The organism is Pseudophaeobacter sp. A-200-2 (genome assembly GCF_041008815.1).
GTDB classification, from domain to species: domain Bacteria; phylum Pseudomonadota; class Alphaproteobacteria; order Rhodobacterales; family Rhodobacteraceae; genus Phycobacter; species Phycobacter gallaeciensis_A.
This window is the reverse complement of the sequence record NZ_JAXGFU010000002.1, coordinates 40,242-62,485: the sequence shown is the minus strand read 5'-3', so window position 1 is coordinate 62,485 and position 22,244 is coordinate 40,242. Positions and strand designations below refer to the sequence as shown.

Sequence of the window (22,244 nt, the reverse complement as noted above, 5' to 3'; positions counted from 1 at the left end):
ACTCCAACCCCAAACCCCGGCACTGACTGCCAGGATCACGGCCAGAAAGGGACCTGAAATCCTCATGTGGCAGAGCCGGTTATCTGGAAAATCGGCATAATCTCACCTTGGTGCATATGCCCGCAGAGTCTGCGCAGTCTGTACGGTTTCACAAGAAAAAAATTCTTGCCGAAACGTTAACCGCGTGCGACCCTGAAAGAGGCAAGTGTGTAGTGTGCTATTTTTAAACAGTTTTTCAGTCCAGGAGCTGCCCAATGCCTCTTGATGGATCTGCCGCGAAAGAAATCAAACAACAGATGGCAATCGCCCGCAAACGCGAGCTGGCCTTTGGTTTGTGTTTTGGCAAGAAGATCGAAGACTCGGTCTTTCTCACCCACAAGACCAAAGCCGCCAAGGTGCTTGGCAAGCAGGCGAAATCCGATGGAGAGACGCCGCAGTTCACCTTTGGACGGCTGAAACTGGACGGCAAGGAACTGACCCTCATTGTCGAAGGAAAGATCCCGCCGGGCATGGCCCGTAAGACCAAGAAAATGTTCATGGTCGTCGGGCTGAAATACAGCATCATCATTCAAGACCTCGACGGACAGGTCGTCGAAGCGGAGAAAGATGAGAACGAAGAAGTCCCGGCTGCGAAAGAGGCCGCAAGCGGCGAGACGGCGACGGAAACGGCAGAACCGGATGGCCCTTCAGCGCCCTCAGGCGCCACTGATCCGGCAGAGGAGAAATGGGCTGCAGCCGCGAAAAAGGTCGAAGCCAACCTCGTGAAGCTGCGCCAGATCGCCGGGATTGATCTTTCCCGGGTCGAGACGCTTTGGAAGGCGTTGCAGGCCAAGGCGGACACCGGCGCCTTTGCCACGGCGCTAGAGCATGTGGCCAAGCTGTCAGCGGAGATGAAGACCGCGGCCCAGGACGCCGCTGCGCGGGCCAAGCGGCAAACCCTGCTTGAGGCAAAGTGGCAGCAGGCAGAAGCCAAGCTGAAGCCGCTGATCGACGAGGTTCTCTCCTTCAAGACAACCCAATCCGAGAAAATTCAGGCGGTCTGGGCTCAGATCACCGCGAGGGTGGAAGCCACGCCGCCTGATTTCGAAGGCGCGCTGAAGGCAGTCGGTCCGCTGGCACAGGCCATTTCCAAGGCGCGTCAGGCCGCGGCCGAGGCACCTCAGGAAGAACCGGCCCCGCCAAGCGGAGGGGCCGAGGCGGCGGAAGGCGGCGACACGACAACGATCCCCCGCCCGGACGCACCGGAAAAAGCGCCCGAACAATCCGCTCCGCCCTCAGGCGAAGCCGCTGGCGATACGGATGATACCGACCTGTCCGATCAGATTGCCCGTATCGAAGCCGCGTTGAAAGAGCTGCGCGACGGCCCGGTGAAGACCTATAACACCATCGTGCCCGAGGCGGTCAGCCAGACCCCGGACAAATGGAAGACCGCCCTGGAGAAAGTCGAGGCGCTGGCGAACGAAGCCAAGGCCAAGCCCGAAAGCAGCAGCACGGCCAAGCTGGAGGCTGGCGAAAAGGCCCTTGCCGGGCTGAAAAAGGCAGTTGCCACCGACACCGAAGCCAAGACCGGTTTTGGCAAGGCGCTGGAGATCTTTGACCTGCGGATGGTCCCCCTGACCAGCCATCCAAAGGCCGGGGCCCCGGAAATCGCGCCCGAAATCGCCAAGATCAACGACATCCGCACGGACGCCATCGCAAAGGCAAAGGCTCACGATCTGAAAACCGCGACTGAGGCGCTCACGGCTGCTGAGGCCGAGATCGCCAAGGCCGAGGCGCTGGCCGATGACTTTGCCCATTTCATGGCGCTGGACCCCGACCGCAAGGAACTGGCCGACGCTGCGCGTGGGGTGACAGTTGGCGATCCCGCAGTCGACGATGCCGCCCGCGAGATGGAACGCCTTTACGATGCGGCGCAGCAGGACAAGGCCGCGAAGAAATTCAAGGATGGCATCAAGAAGCTGGATGAGATCGCCGCAGTTTACGCCAAAACTGCCCGGGTGCGGACGCTGCGGGAAAGCTATGAAGACGCCCGGCCCAAGGCCAAGACTTGGGTCGATTACTGGGCCACGCTTCCCGGCGCTGTCAAAAACCTGCTCACGGTGAAGTTGACCGAGGCGAACGGCTATTACAACGATTCCGATGTCGCCACGAGCAAGGACTACGCCGAGTCACTCAAGACCCTTGGCAAGTTCTGGCACCTGCGCGCATTTCTGGAAACCGAAATTCCCGTGGTGCAGCAATACGCGCCCAAGCTAACCGCCTTTGAGGCCAAGCTGAAAGAGTTCAAGGACCACGACGGCGCCTCGGGCATTCAGGTGATCATCCTGAAAATGGAAAGCGATCTCGCCTCGGCCAAGGCGGAAGCAGCGCTTCACAAATACTCAACGGCCATATCCCTGCTGGATGCCACAGCCGGGGATTGGGCAGCGACCACTGCGCAGGCGGACACCTGTAAGGCCTACAAGGAAAAGCGCCAGGTCGTTCAGGGCAAGATCGCACCGCTGAAGAACGTACCGCAAGCCGCAGGCATGCTGGCCGATGCCGAGGCGCTGCTGGCCGAAGCCGTAGCCCATGCGCTCAAGCTCGACTTCCCCACGGCCAACACCTGCCTCGCGGATGCGGAAAAACGCATCGACAGCGCTAAGGCTGCGGCAGAGGCCGCGGTCGAGCTGGACGGGCTGACCGATACCGCCGCGCTGGATAACCTGAAAAAGAAATGGGATCCGGCCTTCAAGGTCTTCACCGATATCCGGGACAAGGTGGTCGCGGCGGATACCGGCAATGATTTCACAGTGCTGATCGCCAAGGGACAGGTGCCTGCCGCGGAGGCTGAAAAAGCCAAGAAGGCCAAGAAATACGACGATGCGCGCGCGCATCTGGACAGCGCCATCGCCAATCTGAAACTCGCCATGGTGCTGGTCCATCAGCATCACGCCTATGAGGAACTGAAAACCTCGCTGGGAACGCGGGTGGCTGGGCTGGCGGCGCTGAACGATGCCAATTGCCTGCAGCCGCATCTGGATGACATCACCCGTCTGACCAGCGAAGCAGACGATCTGATCAAGCCCGAAGCCTATGACTACGACGGCGCCGAGGCCAAGCTTGCCGCCGCACGCGCTATGGTCGACCAGGCCCGCGCGGAAGGTGAGCTTTACAAGACGATCAAGGCCGACCGGGCCAAGGCCACCGCGGTGATCGCCAAGATCACCACCGAGGGCGGCGATGTAGAAACCCAGCTGGAGCATCGAAAGACGGAGATTCAGGCGCTGATCGACGAGAGTATCCGGCTGCAAACCGCGCGGGATTTCAAGGGCGCAGCGGAGAAGGCCAAGGATGCAGCCGGTTGGGAAAAGGCCACCGACGCGGATCTGACGACGCTGAAAACCGTGCTGGGCTGGGAAGGTCCCTATTTCAAGGTCCCCCGTGCCACGCTGATCGGACCGGGCAAGGAAGCCGGGGTACATCAGATCGCCCGGGCGGACGCGGATTTTGCCAAATATGAGGCGATGAAGGCCGCGCATACCTACACGGCCGCGCGCGGCATGTTCGAAAAGGCTTACCAGAAGATCGAGGCGTGCAAGGTTCTTCTTGCAGCGGCGGCCCCCTACCCTCAGGCGGTTACCGATGCGCAGGCAGCTGTCGATGCGCTGGCCGCCGAAAGCAACGATGCCACCAAGGACCGGATCAAGGAGATGACAGACCGGCTGGCGGCAGCCAAGCTCGATACCACCCGGACCGACCTGACGGAAAACGATTATTCACAAGCTGTGAAGGAGTTGAAGGCTCTCACCGAGACCGCCAAGGCGTTGCTGACCGCGATCACCGGATCCTCGGCGTATGAAACCGCCCGGGCAGAGGCAAAGGCCAAGCTGGACGAGGCACGGGCGCACAAACATGCCGAGGCCATTGCGGCCCAGCTGACCCGGCTGACAGCCAAATACGACGCGCTGGTCAAACTGGCACCGAGTGACTACGCGACGGCAAAAACCATGGCAGAGGAAGTGGCGCGTTCGGCCGAAGAGGCCCTGTCGACTGCCAAAACGCATGGCATCCTTGAAGTGGTGAATTCGGCCATTGGCGGGGATGAGGACAGCGCCCCCTGGTGGCCGCAGGTACAGGCGGCGAAACTGTCGATCAAAGTGGTCGGCAGCCGTGAAAACGCCGATGTCGCAGCGGTACACCTGAAGACCGCGACGGCGGAAATCGAAAACTGCCAGAAAGACGGAGTGGCGCCCAAGGTCGCCAAAGGGCATCTTCTTGCCGCGCTGGAGGCCTGCAACACGGCGGACGAGGTGATTTCGCAATATGCCTTCATCACACAGGAAATCGCTCGCGCCCGCACGGCCCTGACCCCGGTCGAGGGCCACGAAGAGGCCGCCTATGTCGCCGTCGAGGTCGCCGAAGTTGAAAAGCTGCTGACTGGGGCGCAAACCGCTGCCAGAGGTGGCCAGAACTATGCTGCGGTCAGCGCCGATATCGAAAAGGCCATCGCCCTGACCAAGACGGCGCTGGAGCTGGCCAAGCAGCATAAGACGTACAAAGAGCTGCGCGACGAGCCGGAAGTGAAGCCCCGTCTGGCCGTGCTCGAAGGGCACGAACACCGCTACGCCATCAAACCCAGCATCGACACCATGCGCAAGAAACTGGCGGATGCCGCGGCGCAGGACGCAGGCAAACAGCCTGCAGATGCCATCAAGCTGCTGGAAGAAGCGCGCGCCATTGGCACCAGCGCCTATGTCATGGCGCAGATGCGGGCCAATACGCCGCCAGACCCGGCAGACATCGAGAAAATCCTGGCACGCCCGGGTGGCACCGCCGAGCTGGATGCGATGATCGACAATCTGGAGCCGGAAGCCCAGCGCGCGGTGGTCAAGGTCGCCTTCAAGGCGCGCTTTGGCTGCGATATCAAGAACTTCAGCAACAAGAACTTGGCGCCAGCCACCGAAATCGCCGATGGCGATCTGAAAGGCCCCAATATCGTGGCCTTCTACAAGGCAATGCAAGACCTGCCGATGGACCACACGCTCAACAATGACTCGCTGAAGAAATTCGCCATCAACGAAGCCGACAAAGGCGGATCCATGTACCAGGGCAACGAAAAGCGGATCGTGATGCACGAAGGTGATGCGGGCCTGTCGCCCAACTATGCCTTCGGCAGTGATGACGCGGTCGGCAGCCTAGATGATGCGGCCACCCCGGAAGAGCGTGCCGAGCTGGAAAAATGCAAACCCGCGAACGAAGAGCCGGTGACCTACTTCAACTGGAACACCCTGCACGAGGTTGGCCATGCGGTGGATGACAAACACGGCTTCATGAACAGCAACGGCAGCAAAAAGGATTTCGGTGGCTGGACCGAATACGGCATGGCGATTTCGGACATCGCCGAGAAATTTGCCAAGAAGTTCAAATATGACAAAGACTATATCACCGAATACATGGCCCATAACACAAGCGCCCATGCCCCGGACAAACCCGCGGACGAGACCTGCACGGACGAAGAATGGGACACCCGGCGCGTTCAGGTTCAGGCACATATCGATAGCGCCTCTGAGCCCGCAAAACCATGGTCCAGCATGACCTCTGCCAAGAAGCTCGCGATTGACGGTGTTGTGTATCAGGAGAGTTATACCAACAGCTGGACCTCCTATCTGCTTGGCGCACGCGCCAAGGGCATGACCGGCTACCAGTTCCGGGCGCCGGGCGAATGGTTTTCCGAACTTTATGCCGCCTATCACTCGGGCAAGCTGAAACCGAACCATCCGGCGATTGACTGGTTGTCCAAACTCTGACTGATCGAAAGGCCACCGACCGATGTCCCTGTTTCATCCCGTCAATCTGCTCTGCCCGCAATGCGAGGCGCCCATGTCCATGTCCGCCGTCGGCAGTGTCAACGCCGACCGTCGTCCCGACCTACGGGACGACATCCTGGAGGACCGGTTTCAGGACGCGGCCTGCCCCGCCTGCGGCGAGAGTTTTCGCCTGCAACCGCAGTTCAATTACCTCGACGCCGGGCGCGGGCAATGGATCGCTGCGATGCCCGCCAACCGGTTGCGCGATCATCTGGAACTGGAGGATGAGGCCAATGATCTGTTTTCCACCAGCTATGGGTCGCAGGCTCCCGCTGCCGCACAGGAGGTCGGCAAAGGGCTGACCGTGCGACTGACCTTTGGCTGGCCAGCGGTGCGGGAAAAATTGCTGCTGCGGCAACTGGAGCTGGACGATGTGATCGTCGAGATGATGAAGCTGCATATCCTGCGCAGCGTCGAAACCGCCCCCTTGGCTGAAGGCATTGAGCTGCGGCTTGTCGATGTGGACGAAGAGACCGGCAGCTATGTCTTTGCCTGGCTGGAAACCGCATCGGAAAAATACATTGAATACCTGAACGTGCCATCAGAGCTGTATGTGGTGATCCACGACAACCCTGAGGGATGGGCCGCGATCCGCGGTCGACTGGAAACCTGCCCCTTCGTCGATATGCAGAAACTCTACATGGGTGAAGGCCGCCATACGGGCGATGAACGCCAGGCAGGCTAACACCGCGCAGCCGACACTCAGCGCAAACCGCGGCGGCGGAGGGGCAAAAACGTTCCTCTTGTCGGGCAGACATCAGGCGATCTGCCCTGCCACTAGGTGCGGTTAAACCCATCCGTGCCCTGCCCTTTGCGAGTGGAAACGCAGGCCATAGAAAGTGGTTTCCACCGTAGAATGCATCAAAGTTTGGCTCAAAACCGACAACTTGCAACATGTTCCCGGCACTACTGTTGCGTGGCAGCTACGGCTGTGTATGCTCCCAGACACATCCGAAATGACAGAAAGGTAAGTGGGCTTCATGCAGGATCTGACCCCGGCGACACTCGACAACAATGCAATCGAAAGCGCGGAGGATCTGTCGTCCATCGCTTTCAGTTTCATGGCATCAAAGGCGCTGTTCACCGGTCTGCATGTCGGTATCTTTTCACTGCTCGCGGACGGCCCCAAGACGGCCAAAGAACTGTCAAAGGCCGCAGATGTGCCGCTCAACCGCATCGTCACGCTGACAACCGCGCTGGCCAGCGTCGGGCTGCTGAGCAACACGGACGATGACAAGATCAAGAATTCCCCCGCCGCGCAGAATTTCCTTTCGAAAACATCGAAATACGATTTCGGCGATTATCTTCGCTATCAGATCGACCAACAGATGTACCCTTTCCTGCTGCAGTTGAATGCGGTGATGAAAGGCGAACTCTCCGAGGATGCAATCGCTTCTTACCGGCACTGGATGGCGGATGAAGAACAGGCTTCGGTCTATTCCGAAAGCCAGCACGCCGGCTCGCTTGGCCCGGGGCGCACACTGGCCCGCACTGTGGACCTGTCCCATGCCAAGACCCTCTTGGACGTGGGCGGCGGCACCGGCGCGATGACCATCAGCCTGTGCAACGAATATGAGAACCTTGAGGCCACCATCATCGACTTCCCCAACGTGGCAGAAATCGGTTGGGGCTTTGTCTCCGAGGCCGGTCTGATCGACCGGGTGCGCTATATTCCAGGCAACGCCATCGAAATCCAGTGGCCAGGCAACCAGGACGCCATCCTGATGTCCTATCTGATGAGCGGCGTTCCCGGCGACGACGTCGAAGGCCTGCTGACGAAAGGCTTTGAGGCGCTCGCTCCCGGTGGCAAGCTGATGGTGCATGACTTCATGGTGGAAGAGAACCGCCGCGGACCCGCGCTGGCCGCACTCTGGCAGTTGCAGCACATGGCCTTTACCCCAGACGCCCGTTCGCTGTCGGTGGGCTGGCTGACGGAAATGGGCAAAACGATCGGTTTCGAGGTCGAGACCGTCGACAACCTAATCCCGGCGATGACCAAACTGGTCGTCTTTTCCAAACCTGCCTGAGCCGGGGGAGCGGAGATGTCGACATTTCGCGTACACGAAGAGCCGCTTCAGCAGGAGTGGCTGGATGCCTATGGCCACCTGAACGAAGCCTACTATCTGGTCCCGTTCAGCAATGCGACCTGGAAACTGCAGGACCGTTTCGGGATCGGCACCGCATATTTCGAGGAAACGGGCTGCGCGCTATATACGCTTGAGACGCACCTGCGGTACGTGGGGGAAGTGCGCGCTCCGGCAACCTTGTCAATCGAAGCGGCGATCCTGGGCGTGGACAGCAAACGTTTGCAGATCGGGCACACAATGTGGTCGGCTGATCAGGAATGCGCGACCTTTGAATGCATGCTGCTGCACTACGATACGCGACAACAACGGGCGACAGCTTTCCCCGAGGCAGTTTATAATAGCCTTTTGGATGCCGTCCTGTCCCCGCCCCCGGAATGGGCCGGGCGGGCTGTGCGCCAATTGCGCGGAACTACTCCCGGTTGACGCCACCCCGACCAGCTGGTCTGCCTTTACCTGCAAGGTCCGTGGCTGCACTTGGCCTCGCGATTGCGAGGCCAAGCCAATCTGTGACCGAAACCGGAGGCGATTTCGGTCACAGTACAGCCTCAAAGGCATCAAGGTGCGCATATGAGCCCTGCAACAGGTTTTCATAGATGTCCGCCAGAGCAGTGTCCGGCACGGCCTCGGCCGCAGCCGCGATATCGACGATGTCTTTCTCCTCGATCGCCACACCGACCTCCAGCGCGTCTTCTAGCGAGGTCAGCCCCTGCTCCAGAAGCGTGTCGTACATCTCCTGCAACTCGGGATTGGAGAATTCGCCAGCGGTGTCGAAAACGAAGGAATCGACATCGACGCCGATCTTCTCTGCATAGTCGACAAGCGCGTCAAAGTGCTGGTCTTCGGACTCCTCGATATTGGCGAAGATCTCCTCTCCATAAACATCGTAAAAGGCCTCGTAGAGATCGCCCGCAAGCTTTTCCTCTTCGATCATGAACTTCAGCTCTGCGATGGCCTCAGCGCTCAGCGTCACAGCAACAGAGGCATCATCGGTTGATACCGTTTCAACCTGCTGTGTCTCAGCTTCGTTGCGGTGCCATTTGCCACCGCCAATACCTGTATCAAGGCCGGTTTCGGCCGACAGTTTAACACGGTCGGCGCCTTCGAAACTCACTGTGTACTCGCGGTAGGAAACACTGTTCATGCTCATGTCTTTCTCCTGTGCCGGTTGCTGATCTCAAGGTGAACGAGGCCCGGCGCGCCCATTACATTCGGAAAAATGTATATGTAAATTGGCTCGTGAATTGAAACTGGCCTGCCAGCAGACCGGCGTTGCGCCGCTGATTTGGCAGCGAAATTTTGCCGTGTGCCCGCTGCAACGACTGCACTCGTGACGTCGTGCCGCAAGCCTTGGAAGCCGATTGGCAACCTCTGCATGCTGCCAGACATGCCAGCGCATGCGTTCTGACAACAGCCATTAGAATGCTTAGAGCACATTTCAAGATCGCATTGGAGAGATCGGAGCAAAGCCTCACTGCTGAGAGGCCCACTCACGTCGAGCACCTAGGCGATCGGGATCTTTGCGACCTCGGATTTGAACCATTCGCCAAAGGCAATGAGCCGCGGATCGGGAAAATCCGTATCCGGATAGACCAGCCACATCCCCCGTCCGGTGGTCAGGCGGGCCTCATTGAGGCGCACAAGATGCCCAGCAGCCACGTCGGCAGCGGTCAGGCTGACATCGGCCAGCGCAGCACCATGCCCGGCAAAGGCAAGGTCCACGACCCGCGCGCGGCTGTCGTAGGCGACCATGTCCTGTGGTGGCGACCCCGCATAACCCAAAAGGTTCAGCCAGGCCTGCCAATCGTCCTTGCGGCCGTCGATATAGGCCAGGGTCAGCTTGGCAATCTCATCGGCGGACAGTGGCAGACGCCGCCCCGAGACAACCGAGGGCGCCGCCACCGGCACCAGTTCATCACGGTGCAGTTCGACTGCGGTCAGCCCGGGCCACTCCCCGGTGCCGTAGCGCATGCCACCATCAAGATCCGATTTGCGAAAATCGGTATCCGTGGCGCTCATCTCCGGTTCGACCGTGATCTCCGGATACATGGCATGAAACCGCGACAGGCGCGGCAATACGATGCGATTGCCGTAAAAGGGCGTGACCGCCACCCGCAATGTCCCGCTCATCGGGTTGCCCTGCAGTTCAATCGCAGCGGCCTCAATCGTGTCGAAGGCCTTGCCGATCCGGTCTGCAAAACGTTTTGCCGCGTCGGTCGGTTGAACCGCACGCCCACGACGCCGGAACAGGCTCATCCCAAAGGCTTCTTCAAGCGATTTGACCTGATGGCTGATGGCCGCGTTGGTCACGTTCAACTCAGCCGCCGCCTCCTTGAAGCTTTCATGCCGCGCGGCAGCTTCGAAGGATCTGAGGGCATTGAGAACAGGAAGACGTCGAGGCATGGCACTATGGTCAAATTTTTCTCACCCATAGTGCTAGAATGTTTCATTATTATCAACCACAAGATTTTGATAGCCATGGTGCCGCAAAACTTTAAAGGCGCCCGTCCATCGGCCAAAGCCGATCAGCAGCCCCCTTGCTCCGCCGCCGCCAAGACAGCGCAGCGCGGCCTGTCATGGCAAGGACGGCCCGGCGCGCGCACAAAGCGGCCCCGCCCTTATGGCGACCGCTATGGAACCGATTGAGGACCAAGAACCATGTGTGGATTTGTTTGTTTCTGGAATATCAGCGATGCCGGGCTGGCCGAGGAGATGATCGCGAAAATCGCCCATCGCGGCCCCGACGAGGTGCATGTCCTCCGGCATGCAGATACCCCCACCATCGAGCCCCTTGCAACTGAGACCGCCTTCACCATGGCCCATTGCCGGTTGTCTATCATCGGCCCCGAGGACGGCGCCCAGCCCATCCACCAGACAGGTGACATGCTGGTTGCCAATGGCGAGATCTACAACCACGCCGATTTGCGGGCTATCTTAGGCGATGCGGCGTTTGAGACGGCTTCTGACAGTGAAACGATCCTGCACCTGTTCCGCTCCGGGCGCTCCCGCTGGGTCACCCAGCTGGATGGCATGTTCGCCTTTGTTCTGATTACCAAAGACCGCATCATTGCCGCGCGCGATCCACTGGGGATCAAACCGCTATACATGGCGCGGCTGGGCAATGGGCTGGTCTTCGCTTCCGAGCTGAAAGCCTTTGACGGCGTCCCGGTCGAGCAGGTCGAAGCGGTCCCGCCCGGACATCTGTTCGACAGCCGCACCGGCTGGCGGCAATGGTACCGCACGCCTCAGGGCGCTGCCGCAGCGGGCCCGGATCTCGATATCGACGCCACCGCGCAGGAACTGCGTCTGGTACTGGAGGGAGCCGTTGCCAAATGGATGGTCGCGGATGTGGAGGTCGGCAGCTTCCTCTCCGGCGGGTTGGACAGTTCGATCATCGCGGCGCTTGCCCAGAAGGCGCGCAAGGCACAGGGGCTGGGTCCGCTCAAAACCTTTGCTGTCGGCACCAAGGGCAGCCCCGATCTGGTTGCCGCGCGTGCTGTGGCCGAACATATCGGATCAGACCACTACGAGACCGTCTTTACCGCGCAGGACGTGGCAGAGGCCTTGCCGCATGTCCTTTATCATCTGGAATCCGCTGATGTGGATCTGGTGCGCTCAGCGCTGCCCACCCTGTTCGCTGCGCGGCTGGCACGCGCCAAAGTGAAGGCGGTGCTGACCGGTGAAGGCGCCGACGAATTGTTCGCCGGCTATACCTACCACCACGAGTATGTCGACGATCCCCGGGCGCTGGCGGATGAGCTGACCCGCTCCCTTGGCACCATGCACAACATCAATCTGCAACGTGTTGATCGTGTCACCATGTCCGAAAGCCTTGAGGCCCGCACGCCGTTCCTCGACCGGGAGCTGATCGATTTTGCCCAGGCCATCCCCGCCGACCTGAAGATGCGCCGCACCGACCCCGATGCCCCGGATGCAACCGGCGCTACAACGGAAAAATGGATCCTGCGCAAGGCCTGCGACGACCTGCTGCCCCCGGATCTGGTCTGGCGCAAGAAGGCGCAGTTCGACGAAGGCTCCGGCACGGTCGATGCGCTGGAAGAGGCCCTTGCAGCGCTGATCGGCGGTCCCGTCACGCGGCAGTCAGAAGGCGCCCTGTATGAACGGCTGCTGCGCGATGCCTATCGCAACCCCGAGCGGATCCTGGAGGCCGCCGGGTCCTGGGAGGCAGACCGGGTGGTCGCCTGAGGCACCGCCTGCCCGGTTTCCGGCCCCGATTATGCGCGCCTTGCAGCATCATCCGCCGCAAGGCGCCCGCCATAGCATATCGGTCTGGGCCGCCTCAGGAGCCGCCCGGCACCACGGTCAGGCCCAGCATGTTCCAACTCTGCATGCCACCTCGATAGTAGTAGATCTTCTCGGCCGGGAAGCCCGCCTCGATCATGCGGCGCGCGGCCGTCGGGGACTGACCGCACCATGGCCCGTTGCAGAACAGGACCACCGACGGCACCTCGCCCTCGCAGATCCAGCCATCGAAATCGACCTCGCAGCCGAATTCCCCCAGCCGGTCGGCCGCCTCGGTATAGGGCACCGATATGGCGCCCGGAATTGTGCCTTGCTCATATTGCGGGCGAACGCGCCCATCAACCAGCAGGGCCTCCCCGGATTTCAGGAACTCCAGCACCTCTAGCTCGCCAATGGTCGTCACCCCGGGTGCCGGTGTCATCGGCTGGATGCAGAAATTGGGACAGGGGCGCGAGGTCTTTGTCCAAGGTTCACCCAGACGCGCTTCGGGATCCTGATTGCGCTTGATCTCAACAGCGCCGCCAGGCGTTGTCACGGTCACGCTCATCATGTCCTTGGTGATGCCGACCTTATCCGCCAGTGCAGGCGCCGCGATGGCGGTCATACAAAGGCCCAATAGCATTCCACGCATGTCTGAATCCTCCCTCATCTCGTGTGCTCATCACATTCTAAAATTCGAATAACAAACAGTCGAGGCATTTTTGATGCGCTCAGATCTCTCTCACTGCCTATGCCCGACGATCCTTGCAACGGCTATGATCCTTGCAGCGGCTATATGGAAGCTCCCCCAAGCGGCCCGCAAGCTTATGAAATCAATAACTTTTGCGCGCGGCGTATTCTTATGAATCGATTTCGCCACGGGCAAATCGCATATCGAGTTAGGACTGCGCGCCGGACGCTTTGCGCTGCGATGACGTCCCGTCGCCCTCGCGCACCAGCCAGATCAGCCCGGCGACCACCAGACCCAGGTCGATCATCCAAAGCACGGGGCCAAAGATCATTCCGACCCCGTGACTATGGTCCCAGCCCACCATGTGCCCGTATTCTCGCGCCCTAACTGTCGTGGGCACGCCAAGCAGAACCGACAAATAGACCGGCGGGACCACGGGCCCCACCGGTTGTTTCAGTAGCGGCCGATCCCGAAGGCGCCGCTTACATCTTGCCGCCGTAGACCGGGAAGAAACTATGTTCGCCGTAGTCCTTGATCTTCTCGATGGACTTCAGTGCATCCATATCTGTGTCGGAAATTTCGAAATCCACCGCCGAGTTGTTGGCCATGTGATCCGGGTTTCCGGTCTTCGGCAAAGGCAGCAGGCCCAGCTGCAGACAATAGCGAATGCCAAGCTGCGGGATGCTGACGCCGTATTTCTCGGCCATTGCGCCGACCTCGGTATTCTTGAACAGCTCACCATGACCGACAGGCGAATAGGCCTCGACAAGGATCCCTTTGCTCTTGGTATAGTCGATCAGGTCAAAGGGCGTGTTGCTGATATGGGCCAGGATCTGGTTCAGCATCGGTTTGACGGTGGCGTTCTCGATCAGGTTGTCGAGGTCTTCCTTCTGGAAATTGGACACACCGATGGCGCGCAGTTTGCCCGCTTCAAGCGCCTCTTCCAGCGCTTTCCACGCCGCAAGATTGCCTTCGAAGTACCGGTCGTCGCCTGCAAAATTTTCCCACGGCTGCGGGCTGTGGATGATCATCAGATCGATATAGTCCAACCCCATCGTGGCAAGAGAGCCGTCGATGGCTGCCTTGGCCTCGTCATAGGTCTTGATGCCGGCGTCCAGCTTGGTGGTCACGAAAATCTCGTCGCGGTCCACGCCGCAGTCACGGACTCCTTCGCCAACACCGCGTTCGTTGGCATAGGCCTGCGCGGTGTCGATGTGGCGATAGCCAAGGTTCACAGCCGCCTTGACCGCATCCGCAACTACCGCGTCGTCGATCATCCAGGTGCCAAGACCAAGTTTCGGAATCTCGACGCCATTGGAAAGAGTGTAAGTTTCTTGAAGGATCATTGGGGTTTTCCTTTGTCATAGTGTATCGCCAATGGCTCCCCTGCCGTCGATCGAGCGGCAGAAGTTCCAATGCGTATCTGATGGGGTGGAACTTATGGCAGGCAGGCTCCTGCGATAATCCATGCAGAATTGAACCCACTGATGAGTTCAGATCATTAATGGCGGAACGCCAAGGCGGCGCGCACTGTGCCATGCGTCCTTGATGCCCGCGGCAACTATCACCGATGCAAGACCCTTGGGCAGCGAGCAGGTCTAACCCGCCTGCTCGCCCCAAAGATCAGCCGTTGTAGTCTTCGTCGCTGACCTTCTCCATCCAGTCAACGGCGACACCATCGATGCTTTCCTGGATGGCGTGGTGGCTCATGGCGGTGTCAGGCGATGCGCCGTGCCAGTGTTTTTCACCAGCCGGGAACCAGACTACATCGCCTGCGCTAACCTCTTCGACGGGGCCGCCTTCGCGCTGCACACGTCCGCGGCCAAATGTGATGATGATGGTTTGCCCTGCCGGATGAGTGTGCCACGCGGTGCGGGCGCCGGGTTCGAATGTCACATGGGCACCGCTGACCCGCCCGGGGTCTTCGGCCTGAAACACCGGGTCGATCCGGACCGAGCCGGTGAACCAGTCTTCGGGGCCCGGTCTGGACGGCGCGCTGCCGGAACGGATGATTTTCATGGTTGATCTCCTTTCATGCGCGGTCAGCCGCGCAGTTTTTCAAATCGATAGGTCAGCGCCGGACCGCCGGGCTGCACATAGGCCAGCTCGACCGTCGCCATGGCAAAGGGTTCGACAAAACGCCCATTGCGCAGCCCCCCGGTTTCAAGCGGTTCAAACCCGATGTCCCGGATCAGCGTTCCTGCGATCTCTTTTGCCTCCGCATCATCACCATAGGTAAAGACCTGCGGCGCGGGCGTTTGTCCCTTTCGGTCAAACACAGGCCGGAAACTCTCGGACGGGATGGTGTTGAAACACGACACCCAGCGGGCTTTGGGCCGGGCCTTGGCCAGCTCTTCGGCGCCCGAGGACGTTGTGCCCACCACCAGCTCTGTGTTGCTGTCATTCAGCGGCACGCAGCAATTGAGCACGACCTTTCCCGCCAGATCTCCGGCCTGCTGCAGGACATCGTCGATGCGTGACCAATGCACCGCAATAAGCAGCACATCCGCTCCTGCGACCGCGTCGGCAACCGTGCCCGATGTTCCGCCGCAATCGCCTGCGAGACGCGCGAGCTTGGCAGTGCTGCGGGAATAGGAGAAACACACGTCGTGACCACAGGCTGCCCAGAGTGAGCCAAGCTTGGCGCCCATAAGGCCGGAGCCGAGAATTCCGATCTTCATGCATCTCTCCTTCTGACTTTGCTGCCTTTCCCAAACCTTCATGCGGTCTTATTGCCCGCGATTTTCAAACACCTCTTTGGCAATGGGCATGGCCGAGAATACCTTTGGCCAGCCCGCGTAGAAGGCAAGGTGCGACAGCATGGCCCCAGCTTCCTCCTGCGAGAGACCATTGTCCATGGCGCGGTTCAGGTGAAAGGTCATCTGCTCGGGCTGACCTGCGGCGATCAAGGCGGCGACGGTCACAAGGCTGCGGTCGCGGGGGGCAAGATCCGGGCGCAGCCAGAGGTCCAGAAACAGCACCTCGCGGGTGTTGTCGACAACACCGATACTGACGTCGCTATAAAGGCCACTGACAAGCTTTTCACGGGCGGCTTCGGCCTCTTTATTGAGCGGCAACAGATCCGGGGACACGGGCGGCAAGGCATCGATCGACACGCCGCGAGCGGCAAACACAGGCGCAGCGGCCTCGGACGCTGCGGTTGCATTGCCAAAACCAGTGTAGAAGGCCAGGTGGGTGATCGTCTCGGACAGCTCTGCCGGGGTCACGCCCGCGTCCAGTGCCAGCGCGACATAGCTGCCAAGATTTTCCGTTTCATGACGTGTCACAAGCGCCGCGAATGTCAGCAGTGCACGGTCACGCATCGACAGCGCCTCATTGGTCCATTCCGAGCCGAAGATCGTATCCGTGGCATAGGCTTCCAGCGCCGGGGAGACTTGCCCCACTGCATCGGGCAGCGTGGTTTTCACATCCAGGGCAAAGGCCGGGCTGGTCATCAGCGCAAAGGCAGAGGCGGCAATAGAGGTCTTCATCGGGATCTCCTGTTGGGTTGCTTCTGCCTGATGATGTGGCCCCTTTTTCCGAAAGCTTAATGCCCGTCCTGATCACCCCACTCATGATGCCATTTCATGAATGCCTAGCCTCATACCCTTCCTTTGGTCTCAGCCGCGTTCACGCAGAGCCTCCAGCACCACGCTGAACGCCGAGGACGGGCGTTGGCGGCTGGGGTAATAAAGGTGGAAGCCCGAAAAATAGGGAGAATAATCACCAAGGCACATCTGCAGCGCGCCACTGTCGAGACGCGACTGGGCAAGGCGTTCCGGGATGAGGGCAAGACCATGCCCATCCGTGGCCGCCTGCATCACTGGATTGACCGTGTTGAAACAGGCCTGACCTTTGACTTTGACGTTGATCTCGTTGCCGTCCTTGTCCTCAAACTCCCAGGCATAAAGCGCGCCGTGGGTGGAAAGACGCAGGTTGATACAGCGGTGATCGGACAGGTCCTGTGGCACCTGCGGTGTGCCCATTTCCTTGAAATACTCAGGGGCACCGACACAGACCATCCGCTCATCCGGGCCGATCCGCATGGCGATCATCCCCTCGCTGACCTGATCACCATAGCGCACCCCTGCATCGCATTGTGAAGCCGCCAGATCGGTATAGCCGTAGTCCATGACAAACTCGATATTCACCGAAGGATACTTCTTGAGCACCGGCGACAGCTTGGGCCACAGGATGCTTTCGATGGCGTATTCCACTGCCACGATCCGCACTGTCCCCGTTGGCTGATCCTGCGCGTCATTCAGCGCCTGCAGCCGGTTTTCGATCTTCTCGAAACAGGGATTGAGCGTGGCAAGCAGGTCCTCTCCCTCGATGGTCGGGGCAACGCTGCGTGTGGTGCGGGTCAGAAGGCGCAAGCCCAGCCGCTGCTCCAGCCCCTTGATTGTATGGCTCAGCGCGGATTGCGACACGTTCAGCCGTGCCGCAGCCCGCGTGAAACTGCGCTCTTCCGCAACAGCAGCAAAGGCAATCAGGTCGTTGATGTTCTCGCGTATCATGAAAGGGGCCGGGATTTGTGTGTTGTTGCTCATGGTCGTTCTTCCACAATCTATGTCCGGCCTTCATGAAATCGATGATTAAGTTGCGCTTTAGTCCAGGTATTCCTGCTCCGTGACCTGGTCGCCCCAACTGACGGCCGAGCCCTCGACCACCGCCTGAATGGCGTAATGTGTCACCGATGTGCTGTCGCTCGCGCCGTGCCAGTGTTCAACACCGGGCGGGCACCAGACCACATCACCGGCCTTGATGACCTGCTTGTCCTGACCGCGCTCCTGGGTCCAGCCGGTGCCATGGGTAACGACCAGCATCTGCCCTGCCGGATGCGTATGCCAAGCAGAGCGGGCGCCGGGAAGAAACGTCACCTCGCCAGCGCTGACATTATTCATCTGGGGGCCGAATACAGGGGAGATATAGGCCGTACCGGTAAAGACCGTGCCGCTTCCAATTTGGCCGGGCCGGTCTTCGTGCCGGCTGATCTCCACGGATTGGGCAAAGGCGGTTGAGGCGGCGAGCATGAGCGCGGGGGCCGTGAGCATGAGTTTCATGGCATTTGTCCTTTTTGGTTGATCGCGTTGGATAGGACAAAAGGTAGAGAGCTCCGCCAGCCGGATCATGGGCCTGTTCTGCACAGCATTCATGATGGCTTCTCATGAATGCCGTGCAGCAGGCCGGGATTATCCAAGGCGGAGAATGGAGTATCTTGGTCCTGTACCTCGTAGCCAACCGTCCAAGGAGATCCCCATGTGTGAAGCCTGCAACCAAAAGGCCGAAATCCTGACCCGCGAGGGCGAAAGCCGCCGGTCCTTCCTTGGTGGCACCGCGGCCATGGCAACCGCCCCGCTCGCCGCTGCGGCCCTGTCCAGCGAGGCCAAGGCGCAGGAGGCCGCAAGCCCGCTTGGCGCCAGCAATGTACAAAGCTGGGCCGCCTTCGACACCAGCGGATCCTTTGCACCGCACACCATCCCTCGCCGTGCAGCCGGTCCAAAGGATGTGGTGGTCGAAATCCTGTACAGCTCGATCTGCCACTCGGACATCCACACCTACAAAGGCGACTGGGGGATGCCGACCTTTCCGCTGGTCCCTGGCCATGAAATGGTGGGCCGCGTCACCGGCGTCGGCGCCGAGGTGACCAAGTTCCGCGAAGGCGACATCGCAGGTGTAGGCACCATGGTCGACAGCTGCGGCGAATGTGCGAACTGTCTCGCTGATCGGGAACAAAATTGCCTGAATGGCACCACCTTCACCTACAACTCCCCAGACAAGATCTCGGGCGGGGTCACATATGGTGGTTACTCGAAGAAGATCGTCGTGAAAGAGGACTTTGCGCTTCGCATTCCGCCGGGGGTGGATCTCGCGGGTTTTGCGCCTCTGCTGTGCGCAGGTATCACGACTTTCTCGCCGCTCAACCACTGGGATTTGCAGCCCGGGCAGCGCTATGGCGTGATCGGCATGGGTGGTCTTGGCCACCTTGCGGTAAAGCTCGCCGCTGCAAAAGGTGCCGAGGTTGTCGTCTTCACCACATCCAAGGACAAGCTGGAGGACGCGAAATCCTTTGGTGCGTCCGAGGCTTACCTCTGGTCCGATGAAGACGCCATGCACCGCCAGATGGGCAGTTTTGATCTTATGCTCTCCACGGTGCCGGTGGCCTACCCGATGCAACCATTCCTCAATATGCTCAAGCTCGACAAGACCCTGGTCAATGTTGGCGCGCTGTTCCCCATCGAAGGGGCGCATGGCATGATGATGGGGTTCGGCCGTCAAAGCCTGGCAGGTTCGATGACCGGTGGCATCGCCGAAACGCAGCGGGTCATTGATTTTGCCGCCCATCACGGCATCGCAGCGACCTATGAAATGATCACTCCGGATCAGATCGGCGCGGCTTGTGAAAAGGTCGTCAGAAAACAGGCCCGCTATCGCTATGTCATCGACATGACCAAGGCCTGATCATCATGGCCAAGGCGGGACACTCAATTACGCCTTGGTCGCATTTCAGGAAATCTGAGGAGGACAATGAACGTGAACTGGCTCAAAACTCCGGCTTTGGCACTGATGAGTGCGCTCGCGCTGTCCGCTCCCGTCGTGGCAGAAACATCTGGTACAGCGACACAGAAAGAAAGCACCATGACCAAAATCGAGTTCATATTTGGCGAAGACCGCCTCTCAGCAACGCTGGACGATACTGCTGCCGGACGGGATTTTGCGGCGATGCTGCCGCTTGAGCTGACCCTTACGGATTACCACGGAATTGAAAAAATTTCCGACCTGCCCCGCAAACTTGACACAACAGGCGCACCGGCAAGCTACAAGCCCGAAACCGGCGACATCACGTTATATGCGCCTTGGGGCAATCTGGCGATCTTCTACAAACCGTTCCAGAACTCCCGCGGCTTGGTGCGTCTCGGGGCGTTCGATGGCGATATCGCACCTTTGGTGCGTTCCGCCCCCTACACAGTCAGCATAGAAATCGCCGACTGACACGATTGCCGGTCAGCAGGTGTCCAGCGGTCATCCAGTGGCACAGAAATGCCTCCCGACCAGCATGTCCTGCGCGGCATTTACTGTACTCCTTGTTCCTGTCCCGAGGACGCTGAACTGCAAGCGTCACCTAGTGAAACGGGGTGAGAAATCGAAGGTATAGGTACCCGGCGCCAGCGCCTTGGGCGCACGTGGGTACCGTGTTTTTTGCGCCGCCTGCAGTGCGGCATGGTCCAGCGTCGAACTGCCGGAGCTGCGCACGACAGAGGCCCCGATCAGCCGTCCTTGGGTCGAAACTTTCAGGCGCACGCGGGCTTTGCCCTGATCGCCGCCACGCGGGCGCCGCATCTGGCGTTCAATCCTAGACAGGATGGCCGCGCCCCAGCGGCGTTTCAGCTTGGCATCCCGGGCCGGGTTTCCGGTGCTGGCCTCGTCGCCCCCATTGTCACCACGGGCGCTGCGATGGCCGCTGCCCGCGGCCTGCTGGTTCACGGCCACCGAAGCCGCTGCCGGTTTTGCCTCTGCCGGAGCCTCAGCTGCTGGCGCCTGTTCGGGCGGCGGGGCTGGCGCAGGCGGTGCCGGAGCAACCGGCGGAGGCGCAGGCGGTGGGGGAGCAGGCGGCGGCGGTGGGGATGCGGGCTTTTCGGGTACGGCCTCCGCCTGGGCCGCCGGGGCCAGCACGGCCGGAGCATAGGTTGGAAGGTCCGGCACAGAGGACGGGCTGGCAGACGGGACTGGCTGCGGATTGGCGATTGGAGCGGGCTGCACTACGGCAGGCACCTGAGTGGTGATCTCCTGCGGGCGCTGCCATTTGGACACCTGCTGGGTCAGCTCAGCCGAGGCCGCCACCAGCGTGATCTGACCCGTGCCGCCGCTGCCCTCTGCCTCTGTACCGCCATCTGGAAGCGCCACAAAGGGCAGCGCGTGCAAAAGCGCCGCCGAGGCAAGACATGCCGGAAAGAGCGCGATACGGCTCATGATCCGGTTCCGGTCAATGTCACCGATGCGATGCCCGCCGCCCTGAGCCTGGCAATCAGCGCCGCAACTTCATGCGCCGGAACCTCGGCATCGGCCCGCAGGGTCAGCACCCCAATCTGCCCGGCCTGCGCCGTCACTGCAGCAATGGCGCCCTCATCCTGCGCGCCCGCGAAATGCAGGCGGCCATCGGCGGCCATGAACAGCACGGCCTCGGGCGCCGAGGGATCCCCGCTCTCCAGTTTCGGCGGCACCACCGCAAAGGGCGCGCGCGGCGCGATTTGCGAGGACAGGAGGAAGAAGATCAGCAGCAGGAAGACCACGTTGATCATCGGCAGGATCGGCTCACCCGTCTCGCGTTTTTTTGGTTTGGAGAAATCCATGCCGCTCACTCCATGATCACAAGGCCGGTAAAGCCTGCATCAGTCAGAAGCACCGCAGCATCCATCATCTGCTGGAGCGACGCTGTTTTGTCCGGTTGCAGTATGATGGCGTCTGACATCTCCTGCGTCAGCGGGATCAGCCGCGCCGCCAAGGCATCAGCTGCGACCGGAACTCCGTTCAGATGCAGCCCGTCCGCTGTGACCAGCACTAGCCGGGGCGGCCCCTGATAGGCGGCTCCTGCCCCGCCCATAGTGAGCGGAACCACCCGGTCGCGGCCGAATTGCGAGGCCAGCATGAAGAACACCAACAGCAGGAACACCACGTCGATCATCGGCGCGAGGCTGATGCGCTTTTTCCGGCGCGGTGCTCCGAAGGCCAGTGTCATTGCGCGGCCTGACGTTGTGCCGGTCGGGCAGCGGCTGCGGTGAAGACGCGGGTGGCGGCATCCTCCATCCGGGCCTGTTCACGCTCGGCCAGTCCTTCGATCCAGGAGGCCAGCGCCGAGGCCGGGATCGCCACGGCCATGCCTGCCGCCGTGGTCAAAAGCGCCTCCCAGATGCCGCCAGCGAGCACCGAAGGATCCGCGCCGCTGCCGCTTTCCTGCAGCGCCTGAAAAGCGCCGATCATGCCCAGAACGGTCCCCAAGAGGCCGACCAGCGGCGCGATTGCGGCGATCAGCTCAAGGGGGCGCAGACCATGACGCAGGGCGGCCAGCTCGGCCTTGGCGATGCGGGTGGTTTCCTTTTCTGCGGTTTCGGGACTGAACTCGGGCGTCAGCAGCGCCATCATCGCCGACCGGGTGACCCGGTCCAGCGGCGTGCGCCCCGGCGCGACAGGCACCGCCCCCCCGGCCCGCCATTGATCCAGCCATGTTTCGGATTGCGGCCTGCGCCAGACCCCGACCTGTGCCAGCCCGATCAGGCGCCACAGAAACAGGGCGAGTGTCAGAACCGACAGCGCGCCGATGACCCAAAGGGCGGGACCGCCGCGGGCCATGAAATCGAAAAGAGGGGCAAAGGACATAGC

22 protein-coding genes are annotated in these 22,244 nt (G+C 60.7%); 8 read left to right on the top strand and 14 right to left on the bottom strand.

Annotated elements, in window-relative coordinates:
* The first annotated feature begins 254 nt into the window (after positions 1 to 254).
* The 4 genes from SM766_RS02830 (at position 255) to SM766_RS02815 (ending at position 8,359) form a co-directional block, all read left to right on the top strand.
* On the top strand, positions 255 to 5,789 hold the full coding sequence (locus SM766_RS02830) for a hypothetical protein (protein ID WP_368946858.1): 5,535 nt from the start codon (positions 255 to 257) through the stop codon (positions 5,787 to 5,789).
* Between the two features lie 22 nt (positions 5,790 to 5,811).
* Positions 5,812 to 6,534, top strand: coding sequence for a CpXC domain-containing protein (locus tag SM766_RS02825; RefSeq protein ID WP_368946857.1), 723 nt, complete (start codon positions 5,812 to 5,814; stop codon positions 6,532 to 6,534).
* A 295-nt stretch (positions 6,535 to 6,829) separates the two neighbouring features.
* Positions 6,830 to 7,876: a methyltransferase gene (locus tag SM766_RS02820; RefSeq protein WP_368946856.1), complete on the top strand. Its 1,047-nt coding sequence runs from the start codon at positions 6,830 to 6,832 to the stop codon at positions 7,874 to 7,876.
* Between the two features lie 15 nt (positions 7,877 to 7,891).
* Positions 7,892 to 8,359, top strand: a complete 468-nt coding sequence (locus SM766_RS02815; RefSeq protein ID WP_368946855.1) for a thioesterase family protein — start codon at positions 7,892 to 7,894, stop codon at positions 8,357 to 8,359.
* 109 nt (positions 8,360 to 8,468) lie between these two features.
* Here the strand turns inward: SM766_RS02815 and SM766_RS02810 are convergent, their stop codons facing one another.
* Both SM766_RS02810 and SM766_RS02805 read right to left on the bottom strand, forming a co-directional pair.
* Positions 8,469 to 9,083, bottom strand: coding sequence for a DUF2202 domain-containing protein (locus SM766_RS02810; RefSeq protein ID WP_368946854.1), 615 nt, complete (start codon positions 9,081 to 9,083; stop codon positions 8,469 to 8,471).
* 353 nt (positions 9,084 to 9,436) lie between these two features.
* On the bottom strand, positions 9,437 to 10,336 hold the full coding sequence (locus SM766_RS02805; protein WP_368946853.1) for a LysR substrate-binding domain-containing protein: 900 nt from the start codon (positions 10,334 to 10,336) through the stop codon (positions 9,437 to 9,439).
* A 6-nt stretch (positions 10,337 to 10,342) separates the two neighbouring features.
* On the opposite strand from SM766_RS02805, the gene SM766_RS02800 reads away from it, so the two are divergent.
* Both SM766_RS02800 and asnB read left to right on the top strand, forming a co-directional pair.
* Positions 10,343 to 10,579, top strand: a complete 237-nt coding sequence (locus SM766_RS02800; RefSeq protein ID WP_368946852.1) for a hypothetical protein — start codon at positions 10,343 to 10,345, stop codon at positions 10,577 to 10,579.
* A 12-nt stretch (positions 10,580 to 10,591) separates the two neighbouring features.
* Positions 10,592 to 12,139, top strand: a complete 1,548-nt coding sequence (asnB, locus tag SM766_RS02795; RefSeq protein WP_368946851.1) for an asparagine synthase (glutamine-hydrolyzing) — start codon at positions 10,592 to 10,594, stop codon at positions 12,137 to 12,139.
* 94 nt (positions 12,140 to 12,233) lie between these two features.
* On the opposite strand, the gene SM766_RS02790 is transcribed toward asnB, so the two are convergent.
* From SM766_RS02790 to SM766_RS02755, 8 genes are all read right to left on the bottom strand, one after another.
* Complete coding sequence (locus tag SM766_RS02790) at positions 12,234 to 12,827, bottom strand: rhodanese-like domain-containing protein (protein WP_368946850.1); 594 nt, start codon at positions 12,825 to 12,827, stop codon at positions 12,234 to 12,236.
* Positions 12,828 to 13,074: 247 nt separating this feature from the next.
* Positions 13,075 to 13,230 carry a hypothetical protein gene (locus tag SM766_RS02785; RefSeq protein WP_368946849.1) on the bottom strand — a complete coding sequence of 52 codons (156 nt, stop codon included), beginning with the start codon at positions 13,228 to 13,230 and terminating at the stop codon, positions 13,075 to 13,077.
* A 118-nt stretch (positions 13,231 to 13,348) separates the two neighbouring features.
* Complete coding sequence (locus SM766_RS02780) at positions 13,349 to 14,212, bottom strand: aldo/keto reductase (protein WP_368946848.1); 864 nt, start codon at positions 14,210 to 14,212, stop codon at positions 13,349 to 13,351.
* A gap of 277 nt (positions 14,213 to 14,489) precedes the next feature.
* Complete coding sequence (locus SM766_RS02775) at positions 14,490 to 14,885, bottom strand: (R)-mandelonitrile lyase (RefSeq protein ID WP_065271027.1); 396 nt, start codon at positions 14,883 to 14,885, stop codon at positions 14,490 to 14,492.
* 23 nt (positions 14,886 to 14,908) lie between these two features.
* Positions 14,909 to 15,547, bottom strand: a complete 639-nt coding sequence (locus tag SM766_RS02770) for an NADPH-dependent F420 reductase (RefSeq protein WP_368946847.1) — start codon at positions 15,545 to 15,547, stop codon at positions 14,909 to 14,911.
* A gap of 48 nt (positions 15,548 to 15,595) precedes the next feature.
* Positions 15,596 to 16,357, bottom strand: a complete 762-nt coding sequence (locus SM766_RS02765) for a carboxymuconolactone decarboxylase family protein (protein ID WP_368946846.1) — start codon at positions 16,355 to 16,357, stop codon at positions 15,596 to 15,598.
* 129 nt (positions 16,358 to 16,486) lie between these two features.
* Positions 16,487 to 17,416, bottom strand: coding sequence for a LysR family transcriptional regulator (locus SM766_RS02760; protein ID WP_237028424.1), 930 nt, complete (start codon positions 17,414 to 17,416; stop codon positions 16,487 to 16,489).
* A 57-nt stretch (positions 17,417 to 17,473) separates the two neighbouring features.
* Positions 17,474 to 17,929 carry a (R)-mandelonitrile lyase gene (locus SM766_RS02755; RefSeq protein ID WP_065271030.1) on the bottom strand — a complete coding sequence of 152 codons (456 nt, stop codon included), beginning with the start codon at positions 17,927 to 17,929 and terminating at the stop codon, positions 17,474 to 17,476.
* Positions 17,930 to 18,125: 196 nt separating this feature from the next.
* Between SM766_RS02755 and SM766_RS02750 the strand changes: the two genes are divergently transcribed.
* Both SM766_RS02750 and SM766_RS02745 read left to right on the top strand, forming a co-directional pair.
* Entirely contained in the window at positions 18,126 to 19,328 is a 1,203-nt protein-coding gene (locus SM766_RS02750) for an NAD(P)-dependent alcohol dehydrogenase (RefSeq protein ID WP_368946845.1), read from the top strand.
* A gap of 72 nt (positions 19,329 to 19,400) precedes the next feature.
* Positions 19,401 to 19,859 (top strand): cyclophilin-like fold protein, encoded by a 459-nt coding sequence (locus SM766_RS02745; protein WP_368946844.1) that lies wholly within the window; start codon positions 19,401 to 19,403, stop codon positions 19,857 to 19,859.
* 126 nt (positions 19,860 to 19,985) lie between these two features.
* Here SM766_RS02745 and SM766_RS02740 read toward each other — a convergent pair whose 3' ends face one another.
* The 4 genes from SM766_RS02740 to SM766_RS02725 are packed head-to-tail and all read right to left on the bottom strand — an operon-like array spanning position 19,986 to position 22,241.
* Positions 19,986 to 20,837 (bottom strand): energy transducer TonB family protein, encoded by an 852-nt coding sequence (locus SM766_RS02740; RefSeq protein WP_368946843.1) that lies wholly within the window; start codon positions 20,835 to 20,837, stop codon positions 19,986 to 19,988.
* Positions 20,834 to 21,217: a biopolymer transporter ExbD gene (locus tag SM766_RS02735; RefSeq protein ID WP_368946842.1), complete on the bottom strand. Its 384-nt coding sequence runs from the start codon at positions 21,215 to 21,217 to the stop codon at positions 20,834 to 20,836. Before SM766_RS02735 ends, SM766_RS02740 begins: the two co-directional genes overlap by 4 nt.
* 5 nt (positions 21,218 to 21,222) lie before the next feature.
* Positions 21,223 to 21,603: an ExbD/TolR family protein gene (locus SM766_RS02730; protein WP_368946841.1), complete on the bottom strand. Its 381-nt coding sequence runs from the start codon at positions 21,601 to 21,603 to the stop codon at positions 21,223 to 21,225.
* A complete protein-coding gene (locus SM766_RS02725; protein ID WP_368946840.1) occupies positions 21,600 to 22,241 on the bottom strand; it encodes a MotA/TolQ/ExbB proton channel family protein in 642 nt (213 codons plus the stop codon). The genes SM766_RS02730 and SM766_RS02725 overlap by 4 nt, the downstream gene beginning before the upstream one ends.
* Between the last annotated feature and the right edge of the window lie 3 nt (positions 22,242 to 22,244).